Genomic DNA, 25,803 nt, shown 5'->3' on the forward strand with positions numbered 1-25,803 from the left:
AGGGCTTGTGTGAGCCACTTCATATAACAGTGCTATAGGTGTTACGGTAGCAGGCATGAAAAAGGTAGGCGAACCCGCGCCTAAGACCAGGCTGCTCAGGGCCGCTGCGGCATTGCTCGCGGAGTCCAACGGCGAGCCCGTCTCGACCCGGCAGATCACGGAGGCCGCCCGGGTGTCGGCGCCGACCCTGTACCACCACTTCGGTGACAAGGAGGGCCTGTTCGACGCCGTCGTCGCGGAGGGCTTCTCCGAGTATCTCGACGGAGAACGATCCCTCCCCACCTCGGGCCAGCCCATCGAGGACCTCCGGATGCACTGGGACAACCATGTGCAGTTCGGGCTCGACCACCCGCATCTCTATCTCGTCATGTTCGGCAACATCCGCCCGGAACGCCGCCCGTCGATGGTGGCGAGTGCCGAGGCGTTCCTCGAGGAGGTCCTCGCCCGCGCCGCCGAGGCGGCCCGCCTCGTGGTCTCGCCCCACGAGGCTGCACGGAGCATGCTCGCAGCCAACATCGGCGTCACGCTGATGCTGATCGCGGAACCGGCCGCCAAACGCAACCTCGAGCTCTCCGCCATGACCCGGGAGGCCGTGATCTCCGCGGTCGCCACCGATTCGGAAGCGGACCCGGTGACCGACACCGAGGGGACGCCGTCGGTCGTCGTGGCCGCGATCGCCCTCAACGCGGCGCTCCAGTCCTCACATCCGGACCAGCTCTCCAGTTCGGAACTCAAGCTCTTCCTCGAATGGCTCCAGCGGATCTCCAGCAGATCCGGGAGCTGACGCGCTTCACCCACCACCCATCCCTCCCGGCAGAGTTGCGGGGACAACGGTAAGGAAAGAATGTGGCAATACAAGTAGAGGCACGATCCGGCACCAGTGCCCGGGTCCGCGTGCAGAAGTTCGGAGCCTTCCTCTCCGCGATGATCATGCCCAACATCGGTGCGTTCATCGCCTGGGGCCTGATCACTGCGCTGTTCATCGAGGCCGGATACTTCCCCGTGGGCGTCCTCGGCGGTTTCGGGGAGAACGCGGCGGGGGATCCGAACGTGGGGCTGGTCGGCCCGATGATCACCTACCTGCTGCCGCTGCTCATCGGCTACACCGGCGGCAAGATGATCTACGAGACCCGCGGCGGAGTCGTCGGCGCCGCTGCCACGATGGGCGTGATCGTCGGGACGAGCATCCCGATGTTCATCGGTGCCATGATCATGGGCCCGCTCACCGCGTACCTCATGAAGAAGCTCGACTCCATCTGGGACGGCAAGATCCGCCCCGGCTTCGAGATGCTCGTCAACAACTTCTCCGCGGGAATCTTCGCGGCGCTCATGGCGGTCTTCGGCCTGCTGGCCGTCGGCCCCGTGGTGACCCTGTTCAGCGACGCCGCGGGCAGGGGCGTGGACTTCCTGGTCAGCAACGGCCTGCTGCCCTTCACCAGCATCCTGATCGAGCCGGCGAAGATCCTCTTCCTCAACAACGCCATCAACTACGGCGTGCTCACACCCCTTGCCACGCAGGAGGCCACCGAGACGGGGAAGTCGCTGCTGTTCCTGCTCGAGGCCAACCCCGGCCCCGGTCTCGGCCTCCTGCTCGCCTACGCGATCTTCGGCCGCGGCATGGCCAAGGCCTCCGCTCCCGGCGCCATCATCATCCAGTTCCTCGGCGGCATCCACGAGATCTACTTCCCCTACGTGCTCATGAAGCCCCTCATGGTCCTCGCCGTGATCGGCGGCGGCATGGCCGGGATCTTCACGCTCGTCCTCACGGGAGCCGGCCTGCGTTCGCCCGCGGCGCCGGGCAGCATCATCGCCGTCTACGCGGCGACGGCGTCCGACAGTTTCGTGGGCATCACACTGTCCGTCCTCATGGCAGCAGCGGTCAGCTTCCTCATCGGCTCCGTCATCCTCAAGACCTCGAAGGCCTCGGACGACGACATCTCGGGTGCCGCAGCCAAGATGGAGGGCCTGAAGGGCAAGAAGAGCTCGGTCGCCGGGAACTTCGCGTCCTCGTCGGCCACCGACGGTCCCATCCGCTCGATCGTCTTCGCCTGCGACGCCGGAATGGGCTCCTCCGCCATGGGCGCCTCGGTGCTGCGCAACAAGATCAAGGCCGCCGGTTTCCCTGACGTCAAGGTCACCAACTCCGCCATCGCCAATCTGAAGGACGACTACGACGTCGTCGTCACGCACCAGGACCTCGCCGCACGTGCCGAGCCCCTGACGCGGAGCGCCACGCACGTGGCCGTCGACAACTTCATGAACAGCCCGCGGTACGACGAGATCGTCGAACTGGTCCGCGCCAGTGCGGCGGCCGAGGGCGGCGTGGACCCGAAGGCCCCGATGCCCGCAGCAGCGGCATCCGAGGTCGACGACGTCAGCGACGGCGATGCAGCCGGGGGCGGCAACGACGTCCTGGCCGAGGAGAGCGTCGTCCTGCACGGCAGGGCCACGACGCAGGAGGACGCCATCAACGAGGCGGGCCGCCTGCTGGTGGATCGCGGCGCGGTGGATGCCACCTACGTCGCCGCCATGCACGAGCGCGAGAAGTCGGTCCCGACCTACATGGGAAACTTCCTCGCCATCCCGCACGGTACCAATGCGGCGAAGGACCTGATCAAGCGCTCGGCCGTGTCGATCGTGCGCTACCCGGAGGGCATCGACTGGAACGGCAAGCAGGTGAAGTTCGTGGTGGGCGTCGCAGGCGTCAACAACGAGCACCTGTCCATCCTCTCGGCGATCGCCCGTGTCTTCTCCGACAAGGACCAGGTGGCCAAGCTCGACGACGCCACCTCGGTGGACGAGGTCCTCGCCCTCTTCGGAAAGGTCAATGCGTAGTGAAGGCAGTACATTTCGGTGCCGGCAACATCGGACGCGGCTTCGTGGGGCTCCTGCTCCACGAAGCCGGGTACGAGGTGGTCTTCGCCGACGTCGCGGACGCCCTGATCGATCAGCTGGCCTCGACGCCCGGCTACGAGGTCCACGAGGTCGGGGAGGAGCCCGCGGTGAAGACGGTGGACAACTACCGCGCCCTGAACTCGCGCTCGCAGGAGGAGGAGGTGGTCGCGGAGATCGCCTCGGCCGAGATCGTGACCACCGCCGTGGGACCCAATGTCCTGAAGTTCCTGGCTCCGGTCATCGCCCGGGCCATCGCCCAGCGCGACGCCGGGTCGGCACCCCTGCAGGTCATGGCGTGCGAGAACGCCATCAACGCGACGGATCTCCTGCGGCGCGAGGTGGAACAGGTCTACGAAGGTGCTGACCTCACGGCCCGGGCGGTCTTCGCCAACACGGCCGTCGACCGGATCGTGCCGAACCAGGCCGAGGGTCAGGGTCTCGACGTGACGGTGGAGACCTTCTTCGAGTGGGTCATCGACCGCACGCCGTTCGCGGGCCGGGCTCCGGAGATCCCGGGGGCCACCTACGTGGACGACCTCGCCCCGTACATCGAGCGCAAGCTGTTCACGGTGAACACCGGACATGCCTCGGCCGCCTACTTCGGCTACGCGGCCGGTGTGGACAAGATCGCCGACGCGATGGCGGACGAGGGGATCGCGGGCAAGGTGCGCGCGGTCCTCGACGAGACCAAGCAGCTGCTGGTGTCGAAGCACGGCTTCGACGAGGCGGAGCAGGAAGCGTACGTCCAGAAGATCCTGCGCCGTTTCACGAACCAGCACCTGCCGGACACGGTGGTGCGCGTGGGACGAGCGCCGCTGCGGAAGCTGAGCCGTCATGAGCGCTTCGTGGGACCGGCTGCCGAACTGGCTGAGCAGGGCGTCCACCCGGCAGCCCTGCTCGAGGCGATGCGGGCGGCGTTGACCTTCACGGCGCAGGACGATCCGGAGGTCGCGGCGCTGGCCGAGATCCTCGTATCCCAATCCCCGGACGAGGCGACGACGTCGATCACCGGCCTCGGGGCGGATCACCCGCTGTACGCCCCGGTGCGGGACCTGATCGCGCAGCACGTGCCGGGGCACCACCCGGCGTAAGGCCCGGACCTGCAGCGCAGGGAAGGGGGAGAGGGGGCGGCTTCGGCCGCCCCCTCTTCGCGTGCCTGCCCTTGACGGATCCCGGGGGGACTCCTAGCGTATTAAGGAAAGCGTTTTCCAAACAGAGGATTCAATGATGAGTTCGGTACAGAAAACAGCACGGCCCGTCTGCGTCGCCCTGACCGCCGGAGTCCTCCTCACCGCCGGCCTGTCGGTCCCCGCCCTCGCCCAGGGCGGGGAGACGGCGAACGCGGCGCCGATCGGCGGGGTCCAGCTCGAATACCTCGACCGCGGCCTGGTCGCCGCCGCCACGCCGCAGGGCGTCTTCCTCAGCTGGCGCCTGAGTGCCACCGAGGCGGCGGAGGGAGCGGCCGGCGCCGGCGGACCCGACTTCACGGTGTACCGGGACGGACGACCGATCGCGACGGTCACGGACAGCACGAACTTCCTGGATCCCTCCGTCACCGGGCCCGCCGCAGCGGGTGCTGCGCGCTACAGCGTCGCAGCCGTCGTCGACGGACTCGAGGTGGACCACAGCGCCGAGGTGGACCCCTGGGCCCAGGCGTACACCGACCTCCCGCTGGGCCGACCGGCCGACGGTGTCACGCCGGCAGGGGAGGCCTACACCTATGCGGCGAACGACATGAGCGTCGGGGACGTGGACGGTGACGGCTCCTACGAGTACTTCGTGAAGTGGGACCCCTCGAACTCGAAGGACGTGTCGCAGGTCGGGTACACGGGCAACACCTATGTCGACACGTACGCCGCGGACGGTCGACTGCTCAGCAGGATCGACCTCGGGGTGAACATCCGCTCCGGCGCCCACTACACGCAGTTCATGGTGTCCGACTTCGACGGCGACGGCCGCTCGGAGCTGATGCTGAAGACGGCGCCCGGCACGAAGACCACCACCTACGGCCCGGACGGTGGCGTGCTCTCCGAGGAGTACGTCACCCTGCCCCAGGCAGACGTCGCTGCAGGTTTCGGCGACACCGACGACTACCGGCTCAGTGCCGCGGGGTACTACGAGCACGTCGTCGACCTCTTCTCCGGCTGGAAGGACCACCCCGAGGTGGCCGCCGGGAACTGGCCCGCCACCCTCGAGGAGGCCTTCGGGATCGAACCCCGGTACGAGTACCCGCTCTCCGACGCCGACGCGCGGGCCATGGCCGACTACTTCATGGACGTCTACGCCCCGTCCCGCAGTGCCCGCAACAACCTCCGCGGGTTCGAGGGCTTCATCGTGGACGGGCCCGAGTACCTGAGCGTGTTCGAGGGGGCCACCGGAGCCGAACTGGAGACCGTGCCCTACGAGCCCGGCCGCGGTGACGACGGCCTGATGTGGGGCGACTACGCGATGGCGCGGATCGAGCCGGGCAACCGCGTGGACCGCTTCCTCGCGGGCGTGGCCTACCTCGACGGTGAGAAGCCGTCGGCCGTCTTCGCACGCGGCTACTACACGCGGGCCACCGTCGTCGCCTACCGCTGGGACGGTGAGCAGCTGACGCGCGACTGGTCCGTGGACTCGGGCCACGTCCCCATGTCCAACCCCTTCAACGACGGACCGCACGGTGGCACGGGCACCAGCCCCGACTTCGGGACCCTCACCGGGCAGGGCTTCCACTCCCTGAGCGCAGCCGATGTGGACGGCGACGGGCGGCAGGAGATCGTCTACGGCAGCGCGACCATCGACGACGACGGCTCGCTCCTCTACAGCTCCTTCGACACCCTCCCCGCCGGGAGCGCCGCTCCGGGCACGGTGGCGAAGCTCGGTCACGGCGATGCGATGCATGTCACGGACATCGACCCCGACCGTCCGGGCCAGGAGATCTTCTCGGTCCACGAGGGCGCCACGGGTGCACCCTACGGATGGGCCATGCGTGACGCCTCGAACGGCGAGGTGCTCTTCGGGGGGTACACGGGCAAGGACACCGGACGCGGCATGATCGGTGACGTCGATCCGGCCGTCCGGGGCCTGGAGAACTGGGCCGTCGGACTCCGCTCGGCCTCGGGCACGCTCCTGCAGCCCGCCGGGTACGGCACCAACATGAGCATCCGCTGGGCCGGGGACGGCACCACGCAGCTCGTCAACGGATCGGGGAACCAGACCCCCACCATCGACGACGCACGCCGTGGCCGGCTGCTGACGGCGACCGACACACGGACCAACAACGGAACCAAGGGCAATCCGTCGCTCGTCGCCGACGTGTTCGGCGACTGGCGCGAGGAACTCCTCGTCCGGACGGCGGACAGCTCGGCGATCAGGATCTTCACGAGCACCGAGGTGACGGACCGCAAGCTGTACACGCTGATGCACGACCCCCAGTACCGCGCGGAGATCGCCCGGCAGAACACGGCCTACAACCAGCCCGCATACACGAGCTTCTACCTGGCCTCCGACACCGACCTCGCGTCGGTGCCGGTGCCGGACGCCTTCCTGCCCGGCGCCCTGCCGGCCCTGCAGCGGCAGCTCGAGGAGTTCATCGCCTCCGGCCGGGTCACCGGGCCGGCCGCGCAGCAGCTCCGCGCCCCGCTCGATCAGGCACGGCGCGCGGTGGACCGGGACCAGGCGGGGCAGGCCGCTCGTGCCGTGGAGAAGTTCATCGACCGGCTGGGCAGGGACAAGCCGGTCTCGGTCGAACGACAGGCGCGCACGACGCTGGAGCGCTCGGCGTCCCTGGTCCTGCCGACCCTGCACTGACGGGGGCGGACGGAAGTGTCCGGCAGGGCCGCGTGCGGACGGGTACGCGGCCCTGCCGGATCCATGCCCGGAGGAAGTGGCTCGTTCCACGCCGTGATTGTCGGTTAGATTGGCAGGTGTGACCAACGCTTCCCGTGACCTGCTGTCGATCGTCTACTCCAGCAGCGCTGCTCATCCCTACGACGACGAGGGCCTCGGCGCCCTGCTCGCGCTGTGCAGGGCGAACAACGCCCGTCACGAGCTCACGGGCATGCTGCTCTACCGCAACGGGCGTTTCCTGCAGGTCCTCGAAGGGCCGGAGGACCAGCTGCGGCGCCGGATGTCCATCATCGCCGCGGACCCCGAGCACACGGACGTGCGGGTCCTGCTGCAGGAGACCATCGACGAACGCCAGTTCCCCGACTGGACGATGGGCTACGAGCCCGTGTCGGAGACCCTCGAGGAGGACGTGCCGGGCTACCGGAGCACGTTCTCGGATCTCGAGCGCGAGCAGGAACCCACGCACTCGCTGCAGGCGCTCAAGGAACTGATCCGCTGGTTCCAGGACCGTGCCGTCCAGCTGCGCTGATGGTCCCGACGGCGCCGGAGTCCTGACCCATGGGCGATCCCGTCGCGCGACCCACCGCTGAGGACCCCGCGGCCTTCCTCGCAGCCGTCCAGCACCCCGTTCGCCGCGGGGACGGGGAGGCGCTCGCAGCCCTGATGGGCGCGGTGACCGGTGCGCCCGCCACGATGTGGGGACCGTCCATCGTGGGCTTCGGCTCCTACCACTACAGATACGCCTCCGGCCACCAGGGTGACGCCGCAGCCGTCGGATTCTCCCCGCGGAAGGCGCACCTCGTCCTGTACGGACTGACCTACGGCCCCGGCGCGGGGGAGTTGCTCGCGCGCCTCGGGAAGCACCGGCGTGGAGCGGGATGCCTCTACGTGAACACCCTGGCCGACGTCGACCCGGGCGTGCTGCGTCTCCTGGTCGCGGGTGGCTACGACCACGCGACGACGGTCCTGCACGTACCCCGGCAGTCCTGAGGACCGCTCGCAGCACGCCGCACGTTCAGCCGGCCACGATTTCACGGACGAACGCCAGATGCTCGACGTCCTGGAAGGCGCCGCCCTGCTCGTGGCCGTTGTACGGGTAGACCTTCATCCGGGTAGGGCCTGCATAGTGGTTGTGCGCCGCGAAGACGCACGACGGCGGGCACACGTCGTCGAGCAGTCCCACGGAGAACAGTGCGGGCATGGTGCTGCGCGCGGCGAAGTTCACGCCGTCGAAGTAGCTCAGCGTCCGGAAGACGGCGTCGACGTCGTTGCGCCTGGTCCCGAGGTATCTCGAGATCTCCGCGTAGGGCGCCGTGTCCACGATCTCGGTGGCGCGCCGCATGTGCGCGAGGAAGGGGACGTCGACGATCGCGGCCACCGGAGGGACGCCGTTCACACGCTGGGTGAGTGCCGCCGTGGCGAGGGTGATACCCCCGCCCTGGCTCCCGCCCGAGATGACGATCCGCGACGCATCGATGGCGGGGTGGTCTTGCGCCGCCGACACGGCGTGCACCGCATCCACGAAGAGCCGCCGGTAGTAGTAGGTGTCGGGGTCCTCGATGCCCAGGGTCATGAAGCCGCCGGAGTGCGGCCCGGCGAGGGGGCCGTCCTTCGTGTCCCCCGTCCTGTGCCCGGCACCCTGGCCGCGCAGGTCCATCACGAAGTGGGCGTAGCCGGCGCTCGGCAGGCCCGTCCATTCGCCGAGGAGGCCGCGGCCGCCACCGTACCCGATGTACGTGATGACCGCCGCCAGCGGGCCCTCCACGTGCCGGGGTCGTAGCAGCCAGCCTTTCACGGGCTGACCGTCGAAGCCGGCGAAGGTCACGTCCTCGGTGACGAGCTGCGAGTACCCGGCATCGACCTCCTCGAACACCGGGGGTGCCAGATGGATGCGCTGCTCCCCGAGCGTGCGGTCCCAGAAGGAATCGAAGTCGGCGGGCTCGTCACGCTCGGGGCGGTATCGCTGCAGTTCGGCGAGCGGCATGTCGAATTGGGGCATGGGGTGCATCCTTTCACGTGCCGGATGAGCGAGGATAGTGGGCGACGATGTCCCGCCCTCATCCGACTGTTGACCATTGATACGATTCAATCTACGCTGTGGGATAACGCTTTCCCGAAGCGTCCCACGATGGCTGACGATGAAGTTTTCCAGGAGGACAACGATGTTCCGCACTCTTACACGGCGCACCCTGACGGGTGTCGCGGCCCTCGCGGCCACCGGGTTGGTCCTGACCGGTTGCGGCGGTGGCGGGAATGAGCCGGCCGCCCTCGACACCGAGGAGCAGATCACCCTCAACTACACCTTCTGGGGTAACGACGACCGCGCTGCGCGGTACGACAAGGCGATCGCCGCGTTCGAGGAGGAATACCCGAACATCACGATCAACGACACCTTCACCGACTACCCCTCCTACTGGGAGAAGCGTCAGACCGAGGCTGCCGGTGGTGGCCTGCCCGACGTCATGCAGTTCGACTACACCTACCTCCGCCAGTACGGCGACAACGGCCTGCTGCTGAACCTCGAGGACTACTTCGGCAACGGCGTCACGACCGACGCGATCGACGAGACCCTCCTGGCGACCGGCACGCTGGAGGACGGGACCTTCGCCATCCCTACCGGCTACAGCGCCTGGTCCGTGTTCCAGAACCCGGGTCTGCTCGCGGACACCGGGGTGGAACCCTACGAGGGTGGCACCAGCTGGGAGGACTACGACGCCTACATGGCCGCCGTGACCGAGGCGGGTGGCGGGACCGTCTACGGCGGCACCGACACGACCCAGCGCATCCAGGACCTCGAGCTGAAGCTGCGGCAGCAGGGCCGTGAACTGTTCACCGAGGAAGGTGAGCTCAACTTCACGCAGGAGGAGCTGGCCGAGCACTGGACCGAGGGCCAGGAGAACCGCGACAGCGTCACCGTCCCGCAGAGCAAGCTGGAGGAGATCAACCCGGTCTCCGGCTTCGGCGGATCCATCACGACCAGCGAGATGAGCTGGAGCAACTTCCTCGGCGGTTACCTCGGCGACTCGGGGGCCGAGGAGATCACCATCGTGGCCCCTCCCACGAGCAACCCCGACGAGAAGGACCTGTACCGCAAGGTCGGCCTCATGCAGGCTGCGTCCGCCCAGACGGAACATCCCGAAGCTGCCGCAGCATTCGTGGACTTCCTCATCAACAGCCCCGAGGTCGGCGAGATCTTCGGTGCGACGCTCGGTATCCCCGCCTCGGAGACCCAGCTCGAGGGAGCGAACCTCGAGGGACCCGACCAGGCCGTGAAGGACTACCTCGACTCGATCGAGGACCGCATCGGTGACGCGCCGGCGGCACCCGTCAACGGCTTCGGCGCCATCGAGCAGACCTTCTGGGACCTCGGCAAGTCGATCGGCCTGGGCGCAGTCACGCCGGAGGACGCCGCGAAGCAGTTCTTCGACGAGGCCGCCGTCACGCTCGGTAACTAGCAGGACAAGGAGTCAGCCCGTGACCACGGATTCGGCGCATGCGCCGGCAACACCACGCACCGCCGCATCCGGTGCCCGTCCGGCGGACCATCGCCGGACGGGCTCGCCCCGGCCCCGCCGCAGGAACCGGGACACGGTCGCCGGCTACGTGTTCCTCTCGCCCTGGCTGCTCGGCTTCGTCGGGCTCACCCTCGGTCCCATGCTGGCCTCGCTGTACCTGGCCTTCACGGACTACAACCTCTTCACCGCCCCGGAGTGGACGGGCCTCGAGAACCTCACCCGGATGGCCGGCGACGAGCGGTTCTGGGCTTCGGTGAGGATCACGCTGATCTACGTGCTCGTCGGGACGCCGATCAAGCTCGCAGCCGCGCTCGCCGTGGCCATGCTGCTGAACTACAAGGCCCGGGGCACGGGATTCTTCCGCTCCGCGTTCTACGCGCCGAGCCTCATCGGTGCCAGCGTGAGCATCGCCCTCGTGTGGCGAGCCATGTTCTCCACCGAGGGACCGGTGGACAGCACGCTGAACCTGTTCGGCATCACCATGGGCGGCTGGATCGGTAACCCGTCGCTGATCATGCCGATGATGATCCTGCTGGCCGTGTGGCAGTTCGGCGCCCCCATGGTCATCTTCCTCGCCGGGCTCAAGGGCGTCCCCGCAGAACTGTACGAGGCGGCGTCGGTCGACGGCGCGAAGTCCTGGCGCAAGTTCATCAGCGTCACGGTGCCGATGCTCTCGCCGGTGATCTTCTTCAACCTGCTGCTGGAGATGATCAACGCCTTCCAGATCTTCGCCTCGGCCTACATCATCGGCTCCGGGACCGGCGGACCCGGGGGAGCCACGAACTTCTACACCGTGTACCTCTACACCCGGGCCTTCGCGAACAACCAGATGGGCTATGCCTCGGCCATGGCCTGGGTCCTCCTGCTCGCCGTCGGAGTCCTGGCCTTCATCCTCTTCCGCACCTCCAAGAGCTGGGTCCACTACGCAGGAGACTCCAAGTGACCACGATCGAATCGAACCCCGCCGTCCCGGTGCCGGTGGACCCGGACCACCGGAGGCAGTCCGGCCCGCGCCGGCGGCCCATGCGCCGCCACCTCCCGACAGCCCTCTGGATCGTAGGGATCCTGGCGCTGACGGCTGTCGTCCTCTATCCGCTCCTGTGGATGTTCTCGGCGTCGTTCAAGCCCAATGCGGAGTTCGGCAGCAACCAGGGGCTCCTCCCGGAGAACCCCACCCTCGACAACTTCGTGAAGGTCATGCAGGGCATCGCCGGCATCCCCACGTGGAAGTTCTTCCTGAACTCGCTGATCCTCGCCGTCGGCGCCGTGATCGGTACCGTGATCTCCTCGTCGATGGCCGCCTACGCGTTCTCGCGCATCACCTTCAAGGGCAGCAAGATCCTGTTCGCCGCCATGATCGGGACGCTGCTCCTGCCGTTCCACGTGCTGATCATCCCGCAGTACATCATCTTCCGGAACCTCGGCCTGATCGACACCTTCTGGCCGCTGCTCGCCGGCAAGTTCCTTGCCACCGAGGCGTTCTTCGTCTTCCTGATGGTGCAGTTCATCCGCAACCTGCCCCGTGAGCTCGACGAGGCCGCGCGCATCGACGGCTGCGGCCACAGGCGGATCTTCCTGTCCATCACGCTGCCGCTCATCAAGCCGGCCCTGATCACGTCGTCGATCTTCGCGTTCATCTGGAGCTGGAACGACTTCCTGGGTCCGCTCCTGTACCTGAACTCCCCGGACAAGTACCCCCTGCCGCTGGCACTGAACATCTTCAACGACCAGACGAGCACGTCGGACTACGGCGCCACGATCGCCATCTCGGTGCTGGCGCTGCTCCCGGTCATGCTGTTCTTCATCATCTTCCAGCGGTTCCTCGTGGACGGCGTCGCCACCCAGGGCCTGAAGGGATGACCCGGGGCCGGCGGGACGCTGCTGCCGAGCGCGGGCGCCTCTCGGCCGTCCGCGACGGCAGCGCCGTGCGCTGGCCCGGGGCGACGGCGAGGTTCGCCCTGTTCGGCGAGGTGCTCTGGGTCGGCGTCCTGTGCTGTGTCGCCGCCCTCGGGATCATCACGCTCCCGGCGTCCCTCGCGGCCGGGTCCGCGCATCTCCACCGCTTCCTCCGCGCAGAGGACTCCACGGTGCGGCAGTTCGTGGCCGACTTCACCGCAGCGCTGCGCACCGGCTGGCCGGCGGGGATCGGCGTGCTGGTCGCGGCGGGGCTGCTCCTGCTGGACATCGTCGTCGCCGGCTCGGGCCTCCTGCCCGGCGGGCCCCTCGTCCTGGGGGCCGGGATCCTGCTCCTCGTCGGGCTGCTCTGCGGCGTCGCGGGCACCACGGCGCGCTGGTACGCGACGCGCTCCTGGCGCGCCGCGGTGCTCCTGTGGCTCAGCGACGCACGCCATGACCCGGCGGGGATCCTGTGGCTCGCCGCCGCCGTCGTGCTCACCGCCGTGGTCGCCTGGCAACTTCCGCCGCTGATCGTCCCGGGTGTAGGCTGCCTGGTCTTCGCGGCCCTGGCGACGTCCGTGCGGGAGCGCCGGCGACGCTCCTGACGGGCCCGGCGGCACCGCATTCCGATCCGACCCGGATCCGACCCCGTCCACCCGCATCATCCGCAGCACCGGCAGATCACAGGAGACCACGTGCACTACGGCGCCGATTACAACCCCGAGCAATGGCCCGAGGAGGTGTGGCCCGAGGACGTCGCCCGGATGCGCGAGGCCGGCGTCACGCTGGTGAGCCTCGGCATCTTCTCCTGGGCGCGCATCCAGCCCTCCGAGCACGAGTTCGACTTCGCGTGGCTGGACCGCGTCATCGGGCTGCTGCACGAGGGCGGCATCGCCGTGGACCTCGCCACGGCCACGGCCTCACCGCCGCCCTGGGCGACCGTCGCCTACCCGGAGATGCTCGCGGCCGACGAGAACGGGACACCCTACTGGCACGGCAGCCGGCAGCACTATGCGCCGTCGTCGCCTGCCTACCGCAGGCTCGCTGCGGCTCTCGTGACGAGGATCGCCGAACGCTACGCGGGACACCCCGCCGTGGTCCTCTGGCACGTGAACAACGAGTACGGCTGCCACCTGAACACGGACTACTCCGACGCCGCGCGTGACGCGTTCCGCGGGTGGCTCCAGCAGCGCTACGGCTCGATCGACGCCGTGAACGAGGCCTGGGGCACGATGTTCTGGTCACAGCGCTACGGCACCTTCGCGGAGATCTTCCCGCCGCGGCACGCGCCGTACAGCCACAACCCGGGCCAGCTGCTCGACTACCGCCGCTTCACCTCGGACATGCTCCTGGAGTGCTACCGGATGGAACGGGACATCATCCGGGCGGCCGGGGCCACGCAGCCCGTCACCACCAACTTCATGGGCGCGTTCAAGCCGGTGAACTACACGCAGTGGGCGGCGGAACTCGACGTCATCAGTGACGATCTCTACCCGGACCCGAACGACCCCGAGAGTTTCCGCGAGGGGGCGTTCCACGGCGACCTCATGCGCTCGCTCAAGCCGGGGACGCCGTGGCTGCTCATGGAACAGGCCTCGAACGCCGTGAACTGGCGGCCCACCAATGCCCCGAAGGCACCGGGCCAGCTCGCCGCGCAGAGCATGCAGGCGGTCGCACGCGGGGCGGACGGCATCCTGTTCTTCCAGTGGCGGCAATCGAGGGCCGGATCCGAGAAGTTCCACTCCGGCATGCTGCCGCACGCCGGGACGGGGACGCGCACGTGGGGCGAGGTGACGGCCCTCGGCCGCACCCTCGCGAGCCTGCCCGATCTGCCGGCCGGCGACGGCTCGGCGCGCGTCGCGCTCCTGATCGACTGGGAGAACTGGTGGGCGATCGAGAACCCGGACCACCCCGTACCGCTGGACTACCTGTCGCTGCTGCGCGGCTGGTACGACGCCGCCCACCGCCTCCACGTGCAGGTCGACCTCCTGCCGCCGACGGCGGACCTCGCGCCGTACGACGTCGTCCTCGCGCCACACCTCTATCTCCTCACCGTGCAGGCCGCCGCCAACCTGCAGGGCTTCGTCCACGCGGGTGGGCATCTGCTGGTCACGGCGTTGTCCGATGTCGTCGACGAGCACGACAGGTTCCGCCCCGGCGGCTTCGGCACCCAGCTGCGGGACCTGCTGGGGATCGTCGTCGACGACTTCGGCGCGCTGGTGCCCCCGGGATCCGCGGGTCCCGGGCAGCAGCATGCGCGGGTGCGGGGCGAGGCCATCGCCTTCGAGGGCTCCCTCCTGGCGGAGGAGGCACACGCGGTGGATGCCGACGTCCTGGCACGGTTCGACGGCGGGCGTGAGGAGGGCCGTCCTGCCTTCACCGTCGCGGCCCGGGGGGACGGCCGCGCCTACTATCTCGCGACCGTCCCCGACGACGGCGGCGCGCGCCAGGTGCTGCAGCAGGTGTTCGCCGGTGCCGGGGTGGAACCCGTACTGCCGGACCTGCCACCGACGGTCGAAGCCATCCGGCGCGGCTCGCTGCTGACCGTGATCAACCACGGGAACCGGACCGCGGAGGTCGGCCTCCGCGGCGAGGACGTCCTGGGCGGCGGAGCGGTGGACGGCGTGAGCCTGCAGCCCTTCGGGTACGCCGTCGTCCGCAGCGGCGACTGACCGGACGGGAGAACCGGGTCCGCGCCGGATTTCCGGTCGATCCCTGCAGCGGAGGCGGGTAGATTTCTCGTTGGGCCCGCAGGACGGACGCGTGCAGCCCATCGCGGGCCACGCGAGCGGATCGGGCAGGAGGCAGGACATGGTGGACGAGGTGGTCATCGGCGATCCCCATGGTCTTCATGCCGCCCTCGCCCGACGGATGGCGGACCTCGTGGAGGGATCGGGCTGCGATGTGCGCCTCCACCGATCCGCCGAGCCGCAGAACGCCGCCGACGCTGCCCGGCTGCTGGATGTCCTCGGGCTCGGCCTCGGAGCGGGAGAGACCGTCCTGGTGACGTGCTCCGGTCCGGGGGCGGAGGGAGTCCTCGCCGGGGTCGTGGCCCTGCTCGTGGCAACTCCACCCGTCACCTAGGCGCATCACCCCACCGGTCGATGCCGGCACGTCCCACAGAGTGCCGGTGGGCGCAACGACCTCGTGGGCGGCCGTCCGCCCTGCGGCCGGACGGTGCTCCGGCCTAGGCTCGGTGGATGGACCAGCCGAGCGGGAACCACCATCTGAAGGACCTGGGCAGCACCGAGGGGATCGATCCGACGGACGTCGGCCAGATCCAGGACGGGCCCCTCACGGCGGCCGACGAGGTCGACCTCATCGCGAACCAGGCCGTGCCCGACGGCGACCCCTCCCCACAGACGGCCGCCGGCAATCTCGGCCTCGAGGATGCTCCGGCGGACAACCCGACGACCGACGACCGCTTCACCGGCGGACGATAGGGCCACCGGCAGGCCACGGCAGGCCACGGCGGGCGGGCGACCGGCGGGCGACCGGCCGACAGCTCCTGCAGGACCGGCCGCGCGGACACTAGGCGCGCAACTGCTCCACCATGTCGAGCACGACGGCGCGGAGGTCGCCGTCGTTCTCCTCGGCGATCCGCCGTTGACGCTGGTAGCCGGCGCCGCGCCGCATGATGTCCTCGACGTCGGCGAGTTCGCTGCTGCAGCCGAGCTCGGCGGCGATAGGCTCGAGCCGGTTCAGGACCTCGACGAGGTGCTCCGTGACGAGCTGCTCGTTGCCGTCGGCGTCGAGGATGATGATCGCGTCCAGGCCGTAGCGGGCAGCCCGCCACTTGTTCTCCTGGATGTGCCATGGCTGCATGGTGGGGATGGTGCCGCCGGCGTCGAGCGCCCGCGAGAACTCGTGGACCAGGCACTGGGTGAGGGCAGCGACGGCCCCGACGTCCTGCAGGGTCGAGAGGCCGTCGCACACGCGCATCTCCACCGTCCCGAGGTTGCCCACGGGGCGGATGTCCCACCGGATCTCGCTGACCGAGTCGATGACGCCCGTGGTGGACATGTCCTGCACGTAGGACTCGTAGCCCGACCAGTCGTCGAAGTGGAAGGGGAGTCCCGCGGTGGGCAGCTGCTGGAACATGAGGGCACGCTGCGACGCATAGCCCGTGTCCTCGCCGCCCCAGAACGGGGACGATGCCGAGAGCGCCTGGAAGTGGGGGAAGTAGTTGGTCAGTCCGTCGACCACCGGCAGGGCCTTGTCCCGCGCGTCGAGGCCCACATGGACGTGCACGCCGTAGATGACCATCTGCTGGCCCCACCACTGGGTGCGGTCGATCAGCTTGGCATAGCGCTCCTTGTCCGTGACGGGCTGGGATCGGGGCGCGCTGAAGGGGTGGGATCCGGCGCAGAACAGTTCGATGCCCATGGGGTCGGTCACTTCCCGCACGGCGGCCAGGGAACGGGAGAGGTCCTCCTTCGCCTCCGCCACGGTGCTGCAGATCCCCGTGACCAGCTCGACGGTGTTGAGCAGCAGCTCCTGCTTGATGTGCGGGTGCTCCTCGTCCTCCTGGAGCTCGGGGTGGTTCGCGCTGACCCCGCGGAGCACCTGGTCGGCCACCGAGACGAGTTCGCCGTTGTACCGGTCCACGAGGGCGAGCTCCCACTCGACGCCGAGGGTGGACTGCGCTGACTGGGCGAAATCGATCTTCAAGGAGACGCTCCTGGAACGGTACGGGAAGGGGTGCGGACGCCTCGTCGATGCGCCGTCGCAGGGAGGACTGTCCCCAGTGTAGTGACGGAGCCGGGTGCGGCGATGCGTCCCCGGGTCGACGGTGGGACAGGATGGGGAGTTCTCCCCATCGCCCGGAACCCGCATCAGCACCTAGAGTGCAGGAGGGACGCGGCGCTCAGGCCGCCGTCCGGAGCTGAACGCATGGGGGAATGGATATGGCGATACCGGGGTACGACATCGACGTGGCCGCATGCCGGGGCGTGCTGGCCGGCGTGACGGCCGAGAGTGCGGAGATCGACACCGCGCGCGCCGACCTCAGCTCGGCGATCGATGCGGCGATGACGGCCTCCCGCAGCCAGCAGATCGGCGGAGCCCTCATCGCCCTCTGGAACAACGTGCTGGTCCTCCAGTGCGAGGCCGCGACGACCAGGGTGGAGAATGCCGTGAACGGTGTGGGTGCTGCGATCAACGCCTATGTGGAGGGGGACGCCGCCATGGCGGACACCGCCCGCGCCCGGGTGACGGAGATGCCCTCCCTCGACATCGACGACGCGAAGGAGTGACGGTGGGCTTCGACACGAGCGGCCTGGACGACTGGGCGCTGACCGCCGACCTCGACGCCGCAGCCGCGGAGATCGCCACAGCGGGGACCGCGGTCAGCACCGCCGTCGACGGCCTGGCCACCAGCTGGTCGGGACTGTCCGCCTCCTACAGCGCACCCGAGCAGGTCGACGTCCTCGCGGTGTTCAGCAGCATCACACCCCACGGGGACGTCCTCGAACTCGCCGCCGCGCAGGCGAAGACGGCGCTGACGGCCTTCGCGGACACCGTCCGCCAGCTCGAGGCCCGGCGTTCAGCCCTGCTCGGCGAGGTGGCCGCCTTCGAGGCGGACCCGCCACGCGTCGATCCCGCCGATCCGGATTCGGACGTCGACCAGCTGCAGCAGGGCCTGCTGCAGCACGACATCACTGCGCTGGCGCAGGACTACGACGACGCGGTCCTCGCGTGCGTCGCGGCACTCAACGGCATCGACGGCACCACCGACGACACCGTGAGCACCCTGAGCGGGCCCGAGGTGGGACTGGTCGTCGCGGGCGGAACCAACTACTCGGGCACCTACACGTTCAAGCGCGTCGACATCACGGCCTACCGCCAGGTCCCCATGCCGTGGCAGGACTTCAGGTTCACACCCCTCGATCCGAACCTGCCGCTCACGCCGGCTGAGATCGCGGGGAACCGGTACCTGACCATCGACGGCCGCGACGTCCACATCAGCAGCCCGGACCACCCCGACTACGGCCGCACGGTGTCCGAGGCCTACACGCGCAACGGGTTCGTGCCCGCGGTGGATTGGCGTCCGTCGGTGAACCAACGGCTCTACGACAGCTCAGCTGCCTACCGGGCGCGCGTGGACGCGAACCCCTCCAACTGGCGCATCCCCGATCCGGCGGCGCCGAGGCCCACCTTCGGCGAGCTGCCGAACGGGCTGAAGGGAATCAGGATCGGCGGCGGCGTGCTCGCGGTGGGGATGGCGGGACTGACCATCGCGGACGAGCGCGGCAAGGCCTACGACCGTCTGCTCGTCGAGCACCCGGAGATGAGCGAGGCGGACCGGAATGCCCGGGCCACCGAGCTCGGCGTGGTGCGCGGTGGGGCGAAGACCGCGTTCGACGTCGGTGCGGGCATGACGGGCGCGGCCGTCGGGACCATGATCGGCGGTCCGGTGGGTACGGTGATCGGCTTCGGCGTCGGTATGGGCATCTCCTACCTGGCGGACCAGGAACTGCCGGACTGGCTGGGCGGGGAGAGTGTCAAGGACGCCGTCGCGGACGGTGCGGAGGCGGCGTACGACGCCGGCAAGGAGGTCGTGTCCGACATCGGCGGAGCGATCTCGGACGGATGGGACTCGGTCTTCGGCTAGGCTGGCCGCGCCGCCGAGCGTTCGACGCCGACGCCCGGCCGAGGACCCTGTGATCCTGCCCGCCCCTTCGCCCCACGGAGCCCCTGATGTCCCCGATCCTCCTGTTCACCGCCCTCCCGCTGGGTCTCTTCCTGATCGTCGCGAGTATCGCGACGATCCGCCGGACCTGGACCTTCCTCGTGGTGGGGGACGGGTTCCTGCCGGGCAAGCCCAGCCTGGCGATGCTGCCGATCGGCGTCTTCCTGGTGGGTATCGCCGTCGATGACGCCCTGCTCGACCTGCCCCAGCCCGCAGCCGGGCTGGTCGGTCTCGTCCTGACCGCCTGCCTGGCTCTGGGCCTGCTCGGCTGTTTCTTCATGCCACGCTTCCTCCAGCCCCGCTGGATGAGGGAGTCCGACGACCGCATCAGGAATGGGACGGACGCCTTCTCCCGGAAGTACGGGCCGACGGACGGACAGGAGGGCGGGCAGCAGGACGGCGCACCCCGGGACCGGACACCGACCCGGACGGACACCCCGATGCAGGACCCGATGCAGGACCCGACGCAGGACCGGAAGGCGCCATGACCACGCAGCTCGATCAGGGGTGGACCTGGGAGACGGCCGGCCCCGTCTCCGTCCCGCGGCTCGGCGCCTGGCAGCGGCTGTCCGAGCGCGGCGCCGCACTGGTGCTCGCGCATCCCGAGGTCCCCGAGGGGACGTTCCGGCCGAATCTCGTCGTGCGCCTCGGTGAGAGCGGCGGTGCATCACTCGCCCTGCTCGCGACGAGGGCCGTCATCTCCTCCCTCCGGTCCCTGCCGGGAGCCCATGTGGTCGGGCACGAGGAAGCGACCCTCGGCGGACATCCCGCCCGCCGCCAGAAGATCACGTACGAGGAGGCCGGCCAGGCCGTCTGCGCCGTGCGGTGGCTCTGCGTGATCGGCGGGCTGTCCCTCGAGATCACCTGCAGTTTCGCGCCCGAACAGCTGCTCGGGATGGAACCCCTCCTTCACCGGATGGTCTCCCTGGCGACCGTCGAGGCAGGGCCGACCACGCCGCCCACCACGCCGCCGGCCGGGGCTCCGGCGGCGACAGGTCCCGAGCCGGCCCTCGACCGGACCGCCTCCGAGCACCTGGGGCGTCCCCTCGAGGATCTCTCCCGCATCGCCGCCGTGCAGCCGTTCGTCGCCGGCGGCCACCTCGTCGGTGACGAGGCCCTCGCCCTGCTGATGAGCCGTGCCGAGGACCGCGTGGGCGCCGTCCATCCGGCCGAGGAGGGTCCGCTGCGTGCCGAACTCGTCGCAGCCGGTCTGCTCGACGCGACGGGTGTGCCGACGACGGCGGGACGGCAGCTGCTCGCCCCGCTGAGGGAGCGGACCTTCTCCTTCACGGTCGGCGCCTCCCGCGCCGATCTCGCGACCTCCCTCACGGCGTGGGTCGGCCCGGCCGGTGCCTTCCTGGTGTCCGGACCGGCCCCGGCAGGGGACCCTGCGACCCCGGCGCTCGGCCGGAGCCGGGTGCAGGCCGTGAACGCCGCGAACCTGCCCGCCCTGATCGTCTCCTGGCTGGGCGTGGGACCCGCCTGGAGCTACACCGGCGAGCATCTCGCCCTGACCGCGGAGGCCTTCGCCCGCCGGCTCGAGAACGGCCCGGTCCCCAGTCCGCCGGGCCGCGATCCGGGCCTGGTCCGCATGTGGCGGGAGCCGTGGCTCGCCTGGTCGCTGCAGGACGCCGGCTCGGAGGCGCCGGCGAGCACGTGGCTCTCGGCAGGCACGGCGGGTCAGCACCTCGTCTTCGTGAACGGGACAGGAGGCGTGGAGCTCGAACCGTTCCAGTCCGCCGCCGTGTGGAGCGTCCTGGCCCGTCACGTGCACGACGGCATGGTGCGCCTGGGCGCCTACTAGGCCGGACGCCGCACGGCAGGGAGAATGGCCGGGTGCCCATCCTGAACAAAGACATGACCCTCTGCATCTCCCTGGCAGCCCGGCCGAGCAACATCGGCACGCGCTTCCACAACTACCTCTACGAGGAGCTGGGGTTGAACTACATCTACAAGGCGTTCACCACCACCGACCTCCCGGCCGCCGTCGCGGGGCTGCGCGGCCTGGGCATCCGGGGATGTGCCGTGTCCATGCCCTTCAAGGAGGACGTGATCCCGCTCGTCGACCGGATGGACCCGTCGGCCACCGCGATCGACTCCGTGAACACCATCGTGAACGACGACGGCGTCCTGACCGCCTACAACACAGACTACCTGGCCGTCGAACGGCTGCTCCGCGAGCACGCCGTCCCGTCGGCATCCTCCGTGCTGGTCCGGGGTTCGGGCGGCATGGCGAAGGCTGTCGTCGCCGCCCTGCGGGACTCCGGGTTCGAGCGGGTCACCGTCGTCGCCCGCAACGAGCGGACCGGGCGGGCGCTCGCCGGCCTGTACGGCTTCGACTGGCGTGCCGAGGTCGGCGATGCGGTGGCCGATCTCCTGCTCAACGTGACCCCCCTGGGCATGGCGGGCGCGGACGCGGATGCCCTCGCCTTCCCGCAGGCCGCGGTCGACGCCGCGCGGGTGGTGTTCGACGTCGTCGCCTCCCCGTCGGAGACGCCCCTGGTCCTCGCCGCGAGGGCGGCAGGGAAGCCCGTCATCACCGGGGCCGAGGTGGTGGCCCTGCAGGCGGAGGAGCAGTTCGTGCTGTACACGGGGATCAGGCCCACGCCGGAGCAGGTCCGTGCGGCGGGGGAGTTCTCGCGCCGGGAGGCCTGACGCACGCGGCCGTCGCCGTCGTCAGACCCGCAGCCACCGCACGGCGTACGGTTCGAGGGTCAGCGCGGTGTCGAGGCGGACCACCCCGCCCCCGATGAGGTCGACGGCCGTCCGGGGCAGCCCGGACAGCGTGGTGGACGCGATCACCTGATGGGTGTCGGCGACATTGGCGAACACGACGACGGTGGAGTGCTCGCCGTCGAGCAGCCCGGGCCGCTGGTACCCCAGGACGTGCGGGTTGTGCGTGTGGAAGGGCAGGAGCCGCCCGCCGGCGAACTCGGGCGTGCGCTTCCGTATGCCGATGAGTCCCGACAGGCCGCTGAAGAGGGCGCCTGCCCCGGTGGCGGGGTCCGTCCTCGCGGCGTAGCGCTCGGCGGGGTAGGCGGGCCGTCCCACCCAGCGGCTGTCCCCGGCCTTCGCGGGATCGTCCACGTAGGAGTAGTCGTTCAGCTGGCCCACCTCGTCCCCGAGGTAGAGCAGCGGGATGCCGCCCGTGCTGAGGATGATGGAGTGGGCCAGGAGGATGCGGGCCACGGCGGCGCCGTCGCCGGCCTCCAGTCCCGCGAGGGAGGCCGTGGTGCCCGAGATACGGCAGTCGCCGGTGCGCGGATTGTCCTGGAACGGGACACCGCGCGCGAAGCTGGCCGGGAAGCGGTCCACGTAGAAGGCGTTGAGGAACCGGCGGTGGTCGTGGCCGTCGATCCCGAGTTCCGCGGCGTCCTCGTCGGAGAAGGTCCACCCGATGTCGTCATGGCTGCGGACGTAGTTGACCCATGCGGTCCCGTCGGGGAGGTCGTGCCGGCGTTCCAGCGCCTGGGCGAGGAGGGAGGCGTCCCGCGTGGCGAGCGAGTTCCAGATCAGGGCCATCTGCAGGGGGTTGTAGCTCAGCTGGCACTCGCCCGGGTCGACGTACTGCACCACCTCGTCGGGGTGCACGATCGCCTCCGACTTGAACAGGAGCGACGGCGCCGCGAGGCGGCACACGGCGTTGAAGGCCTGGAGGAGGAGGTGTGCCTCGGGCAGGCTCTCGCAGGCGGTGCCGAGTTGCTTCCAGATGAAGGCGACGGCGTCCATCCGGATGATGTCGACGCCCTGGTTCGCGAGGTGGAGCATCTCGCCGGCCATGGCCCGGAAGACCTTCGGATTGCGGTAGTTCAGGTCCCACTGGAAGGAGTAGAAGGTGGCCCAGATCCAGCGTCCGTCCTCGAGCTGCACGAAGGAGCCGGGGTGGTCGTCGGGGAAGATCTCGCGCACCGTCCGCTCGTAGGCGTCGGGCAGCTCGCGGTCCGGGTAGATCCAGTAGAAGTCGGCATAGTCGGGGTCGCCGGCAACGGCCCTGCGCGCCCAGTCGTGCTCGTTGGAGGTGTGGTTGAAGATGAAGTCGACCACGAGGGCGATCCCCTCCTCGCGGAGCTCCCGGGCGAGGTCCGCGAGGTCGTCCATGGTCCCGAGCCGGGGATCGACGTCCCGGTAGCTGGACACGGCGTAGCCGCCGTCGGAGTTCGCCTCGGGCGCGAGGAAGAGCGGCATCAGGTGCAGGTAGGTGAGCCCGAGTTCGCGGAAGTAGGGGATGCGCTCGCGTACACCGGCGAGATCGCCGGCGTACAGGTCCACGTAGCAGACGCCCCCGAGCATCCTGTTCGACCTGAACCACTCGGGTGCCATGGCCCGCGACGCGTCGATGTCCTTGAGGTCCGCCGGGCGCTCCTGCCAGGAGCGGGCGGCGTCCAGCACCACCTGCACCAGCTCCGCGTCCGCGTCCGGCCCGTAGATCCGGTGGAACAGGGACTGCAGGCGCGGGAACTCCGTGTCGAAGCGGGCCTCGAAGGACCTCCACTCGGCATCCGGCGTGTCCGCCGAACGGGCGGACTGCAGCTCTGCTCGGATGCGGTCCTCGGCCCGTGGCGTGGTCATCCGTCAACCCTATTCCAGGCGGATGCAGGAAGCGCCGCGTCCCTTACGGGACGCGGCGCTCCATGATCTGGTGCTCGGCGCGGAGTTACTCCGAGACGGGGATCGACTGCGCCTTCAGCGAGTCGATCGTCTTCTGCTGGCCGGTCTCGAGGGCGTCCATCAGCGTGCCCGAACCACCGATGGCGGCACCGAACCCGTCGGAGACGTCGGTGTAGGTCTGCGTCATGGTCGGTCCCCAGGTGAAGTCCGGGTTCACGTTCGAGGAGGCTTCGGCGAAGACGTCGTAGATCTTCTGTCCGCCGTAGTAGTCGACACCGCCGGCGAAGGCTTCGAGCTCGGTGGCCGACTTCGCGGCCGGGTAGAGGCCGCCGAGTTCGTTGGCGAGGGCGAGGGCTTCGGGATCGGTGTTCAGCCAGAGCGCGAACTTCGCGGCTTCAGCCGGGTGCTCCGAGCCCTTCAGCACTGCGGTGGAGGAACCGCCCCAGTTGCCTGCGGTCTCGCCGCCGTCCTCCCACTGCGGCATCGGGGCCACGGCCCACTTGCCGGCGGTGTCGGGTGCGCCGTCGGACAGGGTGGTCGCGCCCCAGACCGCGGAGACCCAGGTCCACTGCTGGCCGGTGTTGAAGGACGCGTTCCACTCGTCGGAGAAGGAGGGCAGGGTGGAGACGAGGTCCTCGGACAGCAGGTCCTGCCAGTAGGTGGCGACCTCCTCGGACTCCGGGCTCGTCAGGTTGACGTCCCAGTTCTCGCCGTCGTTCGCGAACCACTGGCCGCCGTTCTGCCACACCATGCCGGCGAACCAGTTGACGTCGGTCTTCGGGAAGTTGGTGATGTAGGAACCCTGGGCCTTGATCTCCTCGGCCGCCGCGGCGTACTCCTCCCACGTGGTGGGCACCTCGATGCCGGCCTCCTCGAAGAGGTCGGCGCGGTAGTACATGGCCATGGGACCGCTGTCCTGGGGGACCGCGTAGACCGAGCCCTCCTCGCCGAAGGTCACCTGGCCCCACGTCCAGTCCACGAACTGGTCCTGGGCGTCGGCGACACCCTCGCAGCCGGCGATGTTCTCCAGGCCGTCCTGGACGCGGAAGTTCGGCAGTGCGTCGTACTCGATCTGGCCGAGGTCCGGGGCGTTGCCGGCCTGGATCTGGTTGAAGAAGTTCTGGTACGTACCCGAGTTGCCGTTGGGCCCGGTCTGGACGGTGACCTGGATGTCCGGGTTCGCCTCGTTCCAGAGCTCGACGACCTGGTCCATACCCGGCACCCAGGTGGTGAACTCCAGGGTCACGGGACCGTCGGAGGCCTCGCAGGGGGCTGCCTCGGCCCCTGCCTCGGCTCCGGAGCTGTCTCCGCCGGCTGAACAGCCGGAGAGAGCCAGCGCAGAAATCATGGCAAAGGCCGCGGTGACTTTTCCGTAATGCGCGCGCATTGTCTTTCCTATCGGTTGATTGAGCAGTGCGGTGCGGGGGCGGACGCCCCGGCACCTGTGGTGCTGGTCGGGAAGATCGGTGGTGCTACTTGACGCCGCCGGCGCCCAGGCCGCTGCTCCAGAACCGCTGGAGCGCGAGGAAGGCGATGATCAGCGGGACGATCGACACGAGCGCTCCGACGATCACGAGGGAACGCAGTTCGGGGATCTGGCTGATCTGGCTGTTCCAGGCGTAGAGGCCGAGGGTCACCGGGAAGAGCGCCTGGTCGCGGAGCATGATCAGGGGCAGGAAGAAGTTGTTCCAGATGGCCACGAACTGGAAGAGGAAGATCGTCACGAGGGCCGGTGCCATCAGGCGCGTGGAGACCGTGAAGAACGTGCGGATCTCGCCCGAGCCGTCGAGGCGGGCCGCCTCGAGCAGTTCGCCGGGAACGCTCGCCGCAGCGTAGATGCGTGCGAGGTACACGCCGAACGGGCTCACGAGGCTCGGCAGGAAGACGGCCCACATGGTGTTGGTGAGCTCGACCTGGCTGAAGATCAGGAACAGCGGCAGGGCGAGCGCCGTCGCCGGGACCAGGACACCGCTGAGGACGATGTTGAAGATCGCCTCGCGGCCCCTGAACTCGTACTTCGCCAGGGCGTACCCGCACATCGCCGCGATGACCGTGCCGATCAGGGCACCGACTCCGGCGTACAGGGCGGAGTTCAGCAGCCAGCGGCCGAAGAGGCCGTCCCCGTAGGAGAACAGGCGGCCGAGGTTCCCGAAGAACGTCCCGAAGGAGTTCGCCGTGAACCACAGCGGAGCCGTGGAGGTGATCTCGCCGCCGGTCTTCGTGGACGTGGTGAGGAGCCACCAGATCGGCGTCAGGAAATAGAGGGTGAAGACTCCCATGATGAGCATCGCGGCGCTGCGGGACATGATGCTCTGGCGCGGCCCGCGGGCATGCGTGTCGGCACCGGGCGCCGTCGTGCTCCCGCCG

General features: G+C 69.3%; 23 protein-coding genes. 18 read left to right on the top strand and 5 right to left on the bottom strand.

Translation table 11 applies throughout. From position 1 onward, the window contains the following. Positions 1 to 55 precede the first annotated feature (55 nt). The 6 genes from ACTIMO_RS08530 (at position 56) to ACTIMO_RS08555 (ending at position 7,716) form a co-directional block, all read left to right on the top strand. Positions 56 to 784 (top strand): TetR/AcrR family transcriptional regulator, encoded by a 729-nt coding sequence (locus ACTIMO_RS08530; protein WP_055768309.1) that lies wholly within the window; start codon positions 56 to 58, stop codon positions 782 to 784. A 62-nt stretch (positions 785 to 846) separates the two neighbouring features. Further along, entirely contained in the window at positions 847 to 2,835 is a 1,989-nt protein-coding gene (locus ACTIMO_RS08535; protein ID WP_448182144.1) for a PTS mannitol transporter subunit IICBA, read from the top strand. Further along, a complete protein-coding gene (locus ACTIMO_RS08540; RefSeq protein ID WP_422390348.1) occupies positions 2,835 to 3,986 on the top strand; it encodes a mannitol-1-phosphate 5-dehydrogenase in 1,152 nt (383 codons plus the stop codon). The genes ACTIMO_RS08535 and ACTIMO_RS08540 overlap by 1 nt, the downstream gene beginning before the upstream one ends. Positions 3,987 to 4,122: 136 nt before the next feature. Further along, entirely contained in the window at positions 4,123 to 6,687 is a 2,565-nt protein-coding gene (locus tag ACTIMO_RS08545; RefSeq protein WP_448182262.1) for a rhamnogalacturonan lyase, read from the top strand. Positions 6,688 to 6,805: 118 nt separating this feature from the next. Continuing rightward, the gene (locus tag ACTIMO_RS08550) at positions 6,806 to 7,255 is read left to right on the top strand and encodes a BLUF domain-containing protein (RefSeq protein WP_235498671.1); all 450 of its coding nucleotides are present in this window, start codon (positions 6,806 to 6,808) and stop codon (positions 7,253 to 7,255) included. A gap of 29 nt (positions 7,256 to 7,284) precedes the next feature. After that, on the top strand, positions 7,285 to 7,716 hold the full coding sequence (locus ACTIMO_RS08555) for a DUF1801 domain-containing protein (RefSeq protein WP_055768316.1): 432 nt from the start codon (positions 7,285 to 7,287) through the stop codon (positions 7,714 to 7,716). Between the two features lie 25 nt (positions 7,717 to 7,741). Here the strand turns inward: ACTIMO_RS08555 and ACTIMO_RS08560 are convergent, their stop codons facing one another. Next, a complete protein-coding gene (locus tag ACTIMO_RS08560; protein WP_448182145.1) occupies positions 7,742 to 8,725 on the bottom strand; it encodes an acetylxylan esterase in 984 nt (327 codons plus the stop codon). Between the two features lie 163 nt (positions 8,726 to 8,888). On the opposite strand from ACTIMO_RS08560, the gene ACTIMO_RS08565 reads away from it, so the two are divergent. The 7 genes from ACTIMO_RS08565 to ACTIMO_RS08595 all read left to right on the top strand — a co-directional run bounded on the left by ACTIMO_RS08565 (position 8,889) and on the right by ACTIMO_RS08595 (position 15,580). Beyond that, positions 8,889 to 10,181: an ABC transporter substrate-binding protein gene (locus ACTIMO_RS08565; RefSeq protein WP_055768323.1), complete on the top strand. Its 1,293-nt coding sequence runs from the start codon at positions 8,889 to 8,891 to the stop codon at positions 10,179 to 10,181. Between the two features lie 19 nt (positions 10,182 to 10,200). Next, positions 10,201 to 11,184: a carbohydrate ABC transporter permease gene (locus ACTIMO_RS08570; RefSeq protein ID WP_055768326.1), complete on the top strand. Its 984-nt coding sequence runs from the start codon at positions 10,201 to 10,203 to the stop codon at positions 11,182 to 11,184. Beyond that, a complete protein-coding gene (locus tag ACTIMO_RS08575; RefSeq protein WP_448182146.1) occupies positions 11,181 to 12,101 on the top strand; it encodes a carbohydrate ABC transporter permease in 921 nt (306 codons plus the stop codon). The genes ACTIMO_RS08570 and ACTIMO_RS08575 overlap by 4 nt, the downstream gene beginning before the upstream one ends. Beyond that, positions 12,098 to 12,742 (top strand): hypothetical protein, encoded by a 645-nt coding sequence (locus ACTIMO_RS08580; RefSeq protein WP_055768329.1) that lies wholly within the window; start codon positions 12,098 to 12,100, stop codon positions 12,740 to 12,742. Before ACTIMO_RS08575 ends, ACTIMO_RS08580 begins: the two co-directional genes overlap by 4 nt. Positions 12,743 to 12,832: 90 nt before the next feature. Continuing rightward, entirely contained in the window at positions 12,833 to 14,809 is a 1,977-nt protein-coding gene (locus ACTIMO_RS08585) for a beta-galactosidase (RefSeq protein WP_448182147.1), read from the top strand. A gap of 91 nt (positions 14,810 to 14,900) precedes the next feature. Next, positions 14,901 to 15,221, top strand: coding sequence for an HPr family phosphocarrier protein (locus ACTIMO_RS08590; protein ID WP_422390342.1), 321 nt, complete (start codon positions 14,901 to 14,903; stop codon positions 15,219 to 15,221). 116 nt (positions 15,222 to 15,337) lie between these two features. Further along, a complete protein-coding gene (locus ACTIMO_RS08595; protein WP_448182148.1) occupies positions 15,338 to 15,580 on the top strand; it encodes a hypothetical protein in 243 nt (80 codons plus the stop codon). An 88-nt stretch (positions 15,581 to 15,668) separates the two neighbouring features. On the opposite strand, the gene ACTIMO_RS08600 is transcribed toward ACTIMO_RS08595, so the two are convergent. Then, on the bottom strand, positions 15,669 to 16,808 hold the full coding sequence (locus tag ACTIMO_RS08600; protein ID WP_055768341.1) for a glutamate--cysteine ligase: 1,140 nt from the start codon (positions 16,806 to 16,808) through the stop codon (positions 15,669 to 15,671). 236 nt (positions 16,809 to 17,044) lie between these two features. On the opposite strand from ACTIMO_RS08600, the gene ACTIMO_RS08605 reads away from it, so the two are divergent. From ACTIMO_RS08605 to ACTIMO_RS08625, 5 genes are all read left to right on the top strand, one after another. Continuing rightward, positions 17,045 to 17,392, top strand: coding sequence for a DUF6507 family protein (locus ACTIMO_RS08605; protein WP_448182149.1), 348 nt, complete (start codon positions 17,045 to 17,047; stop codon positions 17,390 to 17,392). 2 nt (positions 17,393 to 17,394) lie between these two features. Beyond that, the gene (locus ACTIMO_RS08610) at positions 17,395 to 18,750 is read left to right on the top strand and encodes a hypothetical protein (protein ID WP_055768347.1); all 1,356 of its coding nucleotides are present in this window, start codon (positions 17,395 to 17,397) and stop codon (positions 18,748 to 18,750) included. A gap of 86 nt (positions 18,751 to 18,836) precedes the next feature. Continuing rightward, the gene (locus tag ACTIMO_RS08615; RefSeq protein WP_422390338.1) at positions 18,837 to 19,316 is read left to right on the top strand and encodes a hypothetical protein; all 480 of its coding nucleotides are present in this window, start codon (positions 18,837 to 18,839) and stop codon (positions 19,314 to 19,316) included. After that, positions 19,313 to 20,632 carry a hypothetical protein gene (locus tag ACTIMO_RS08620; RefSeq protein WP_448182150.1) on the top strand — a complete coding sequence of 440 codons (1,320 nt, stop codon included), beginning with the start codon at positions 19,313 to 19,315 and terminating at the stop codon, positions 20,630 to 20,632. Before ACTIMO_RS08615 ends, ACTIMO_RS08620 begins: the two co-directional genes overlap by 4 nt. A 32-nt stretch (positions 20,633 to 20,664) precedes the next feature. After that, positions 20,665 to 21,483, top strand: a complete 819-nt coding sequence (locus tag ACTIMO_RS08625; RefSeq protein WP_448182151.1) for a shikimate 5-dehydrogenase — start codon at positions 20,665 to 20,667, stop codon at positions 21,481 to 21,483. Between the two features lie 21 nt (positions 21,484 to 21,504). On the opposite strand, the gene ACTIMO_RS08630 is transcribed toward ACTIMO_RS08625, so the two are convergent. The 3 genes from ACTIMO_RS08630 to ACTIMO_RS08640 all read right to left on the bottom strand — a co-directional run bounded on the left by ACTIMO_RS08630 (position 21,505) and on the right by ACTIMO_RS08640 (position 25,742). Continuing rightward, on the bottom strand, positions 21,505 to 23,397 hold the full coding sequence (locus ACTIMO_RS08630; RefSeq protein ID WP_448182152.1) for an amylosucrase: 1,893 nt from the start codon (positions 23,395 to 23,397) through the stop codon (positions 21,505 to 21,507). An 85-nt stretch (positions 23,398 to 23,482) separates the two neighbouring features. After that, entirely contained in the window at positions 23,483 to 24,823 is a 1,341-nt protein-coding gene (locus ACTIMO_RS08635) for an ABC transporter substrate-binding protein (RefSeq protein WP_055768359.1), read from the bottom strand. 85 nt (positions 24,824 to 24,908) lie between these two features. Further along, positions 24,909 to 25,742 carry a carbohydrate ABC transporter permease gene (locus ACTIMO_RS08640; RefSeq protein WP_055769295.1) on the bottom strand — a complete coding sequence of 278 codons (834 nt, stop codon included), beginning with the start codon at positions 25,740 to 25,742 and terminating at the stop codon, positions 24,909 to 24,911. Positions 25,743 to 25,803 lie beyond the last annotated feature (61 nt).

It is taken from the genome of Arthrobacter sp. CP30 (genome assembly GCF_053470025.1).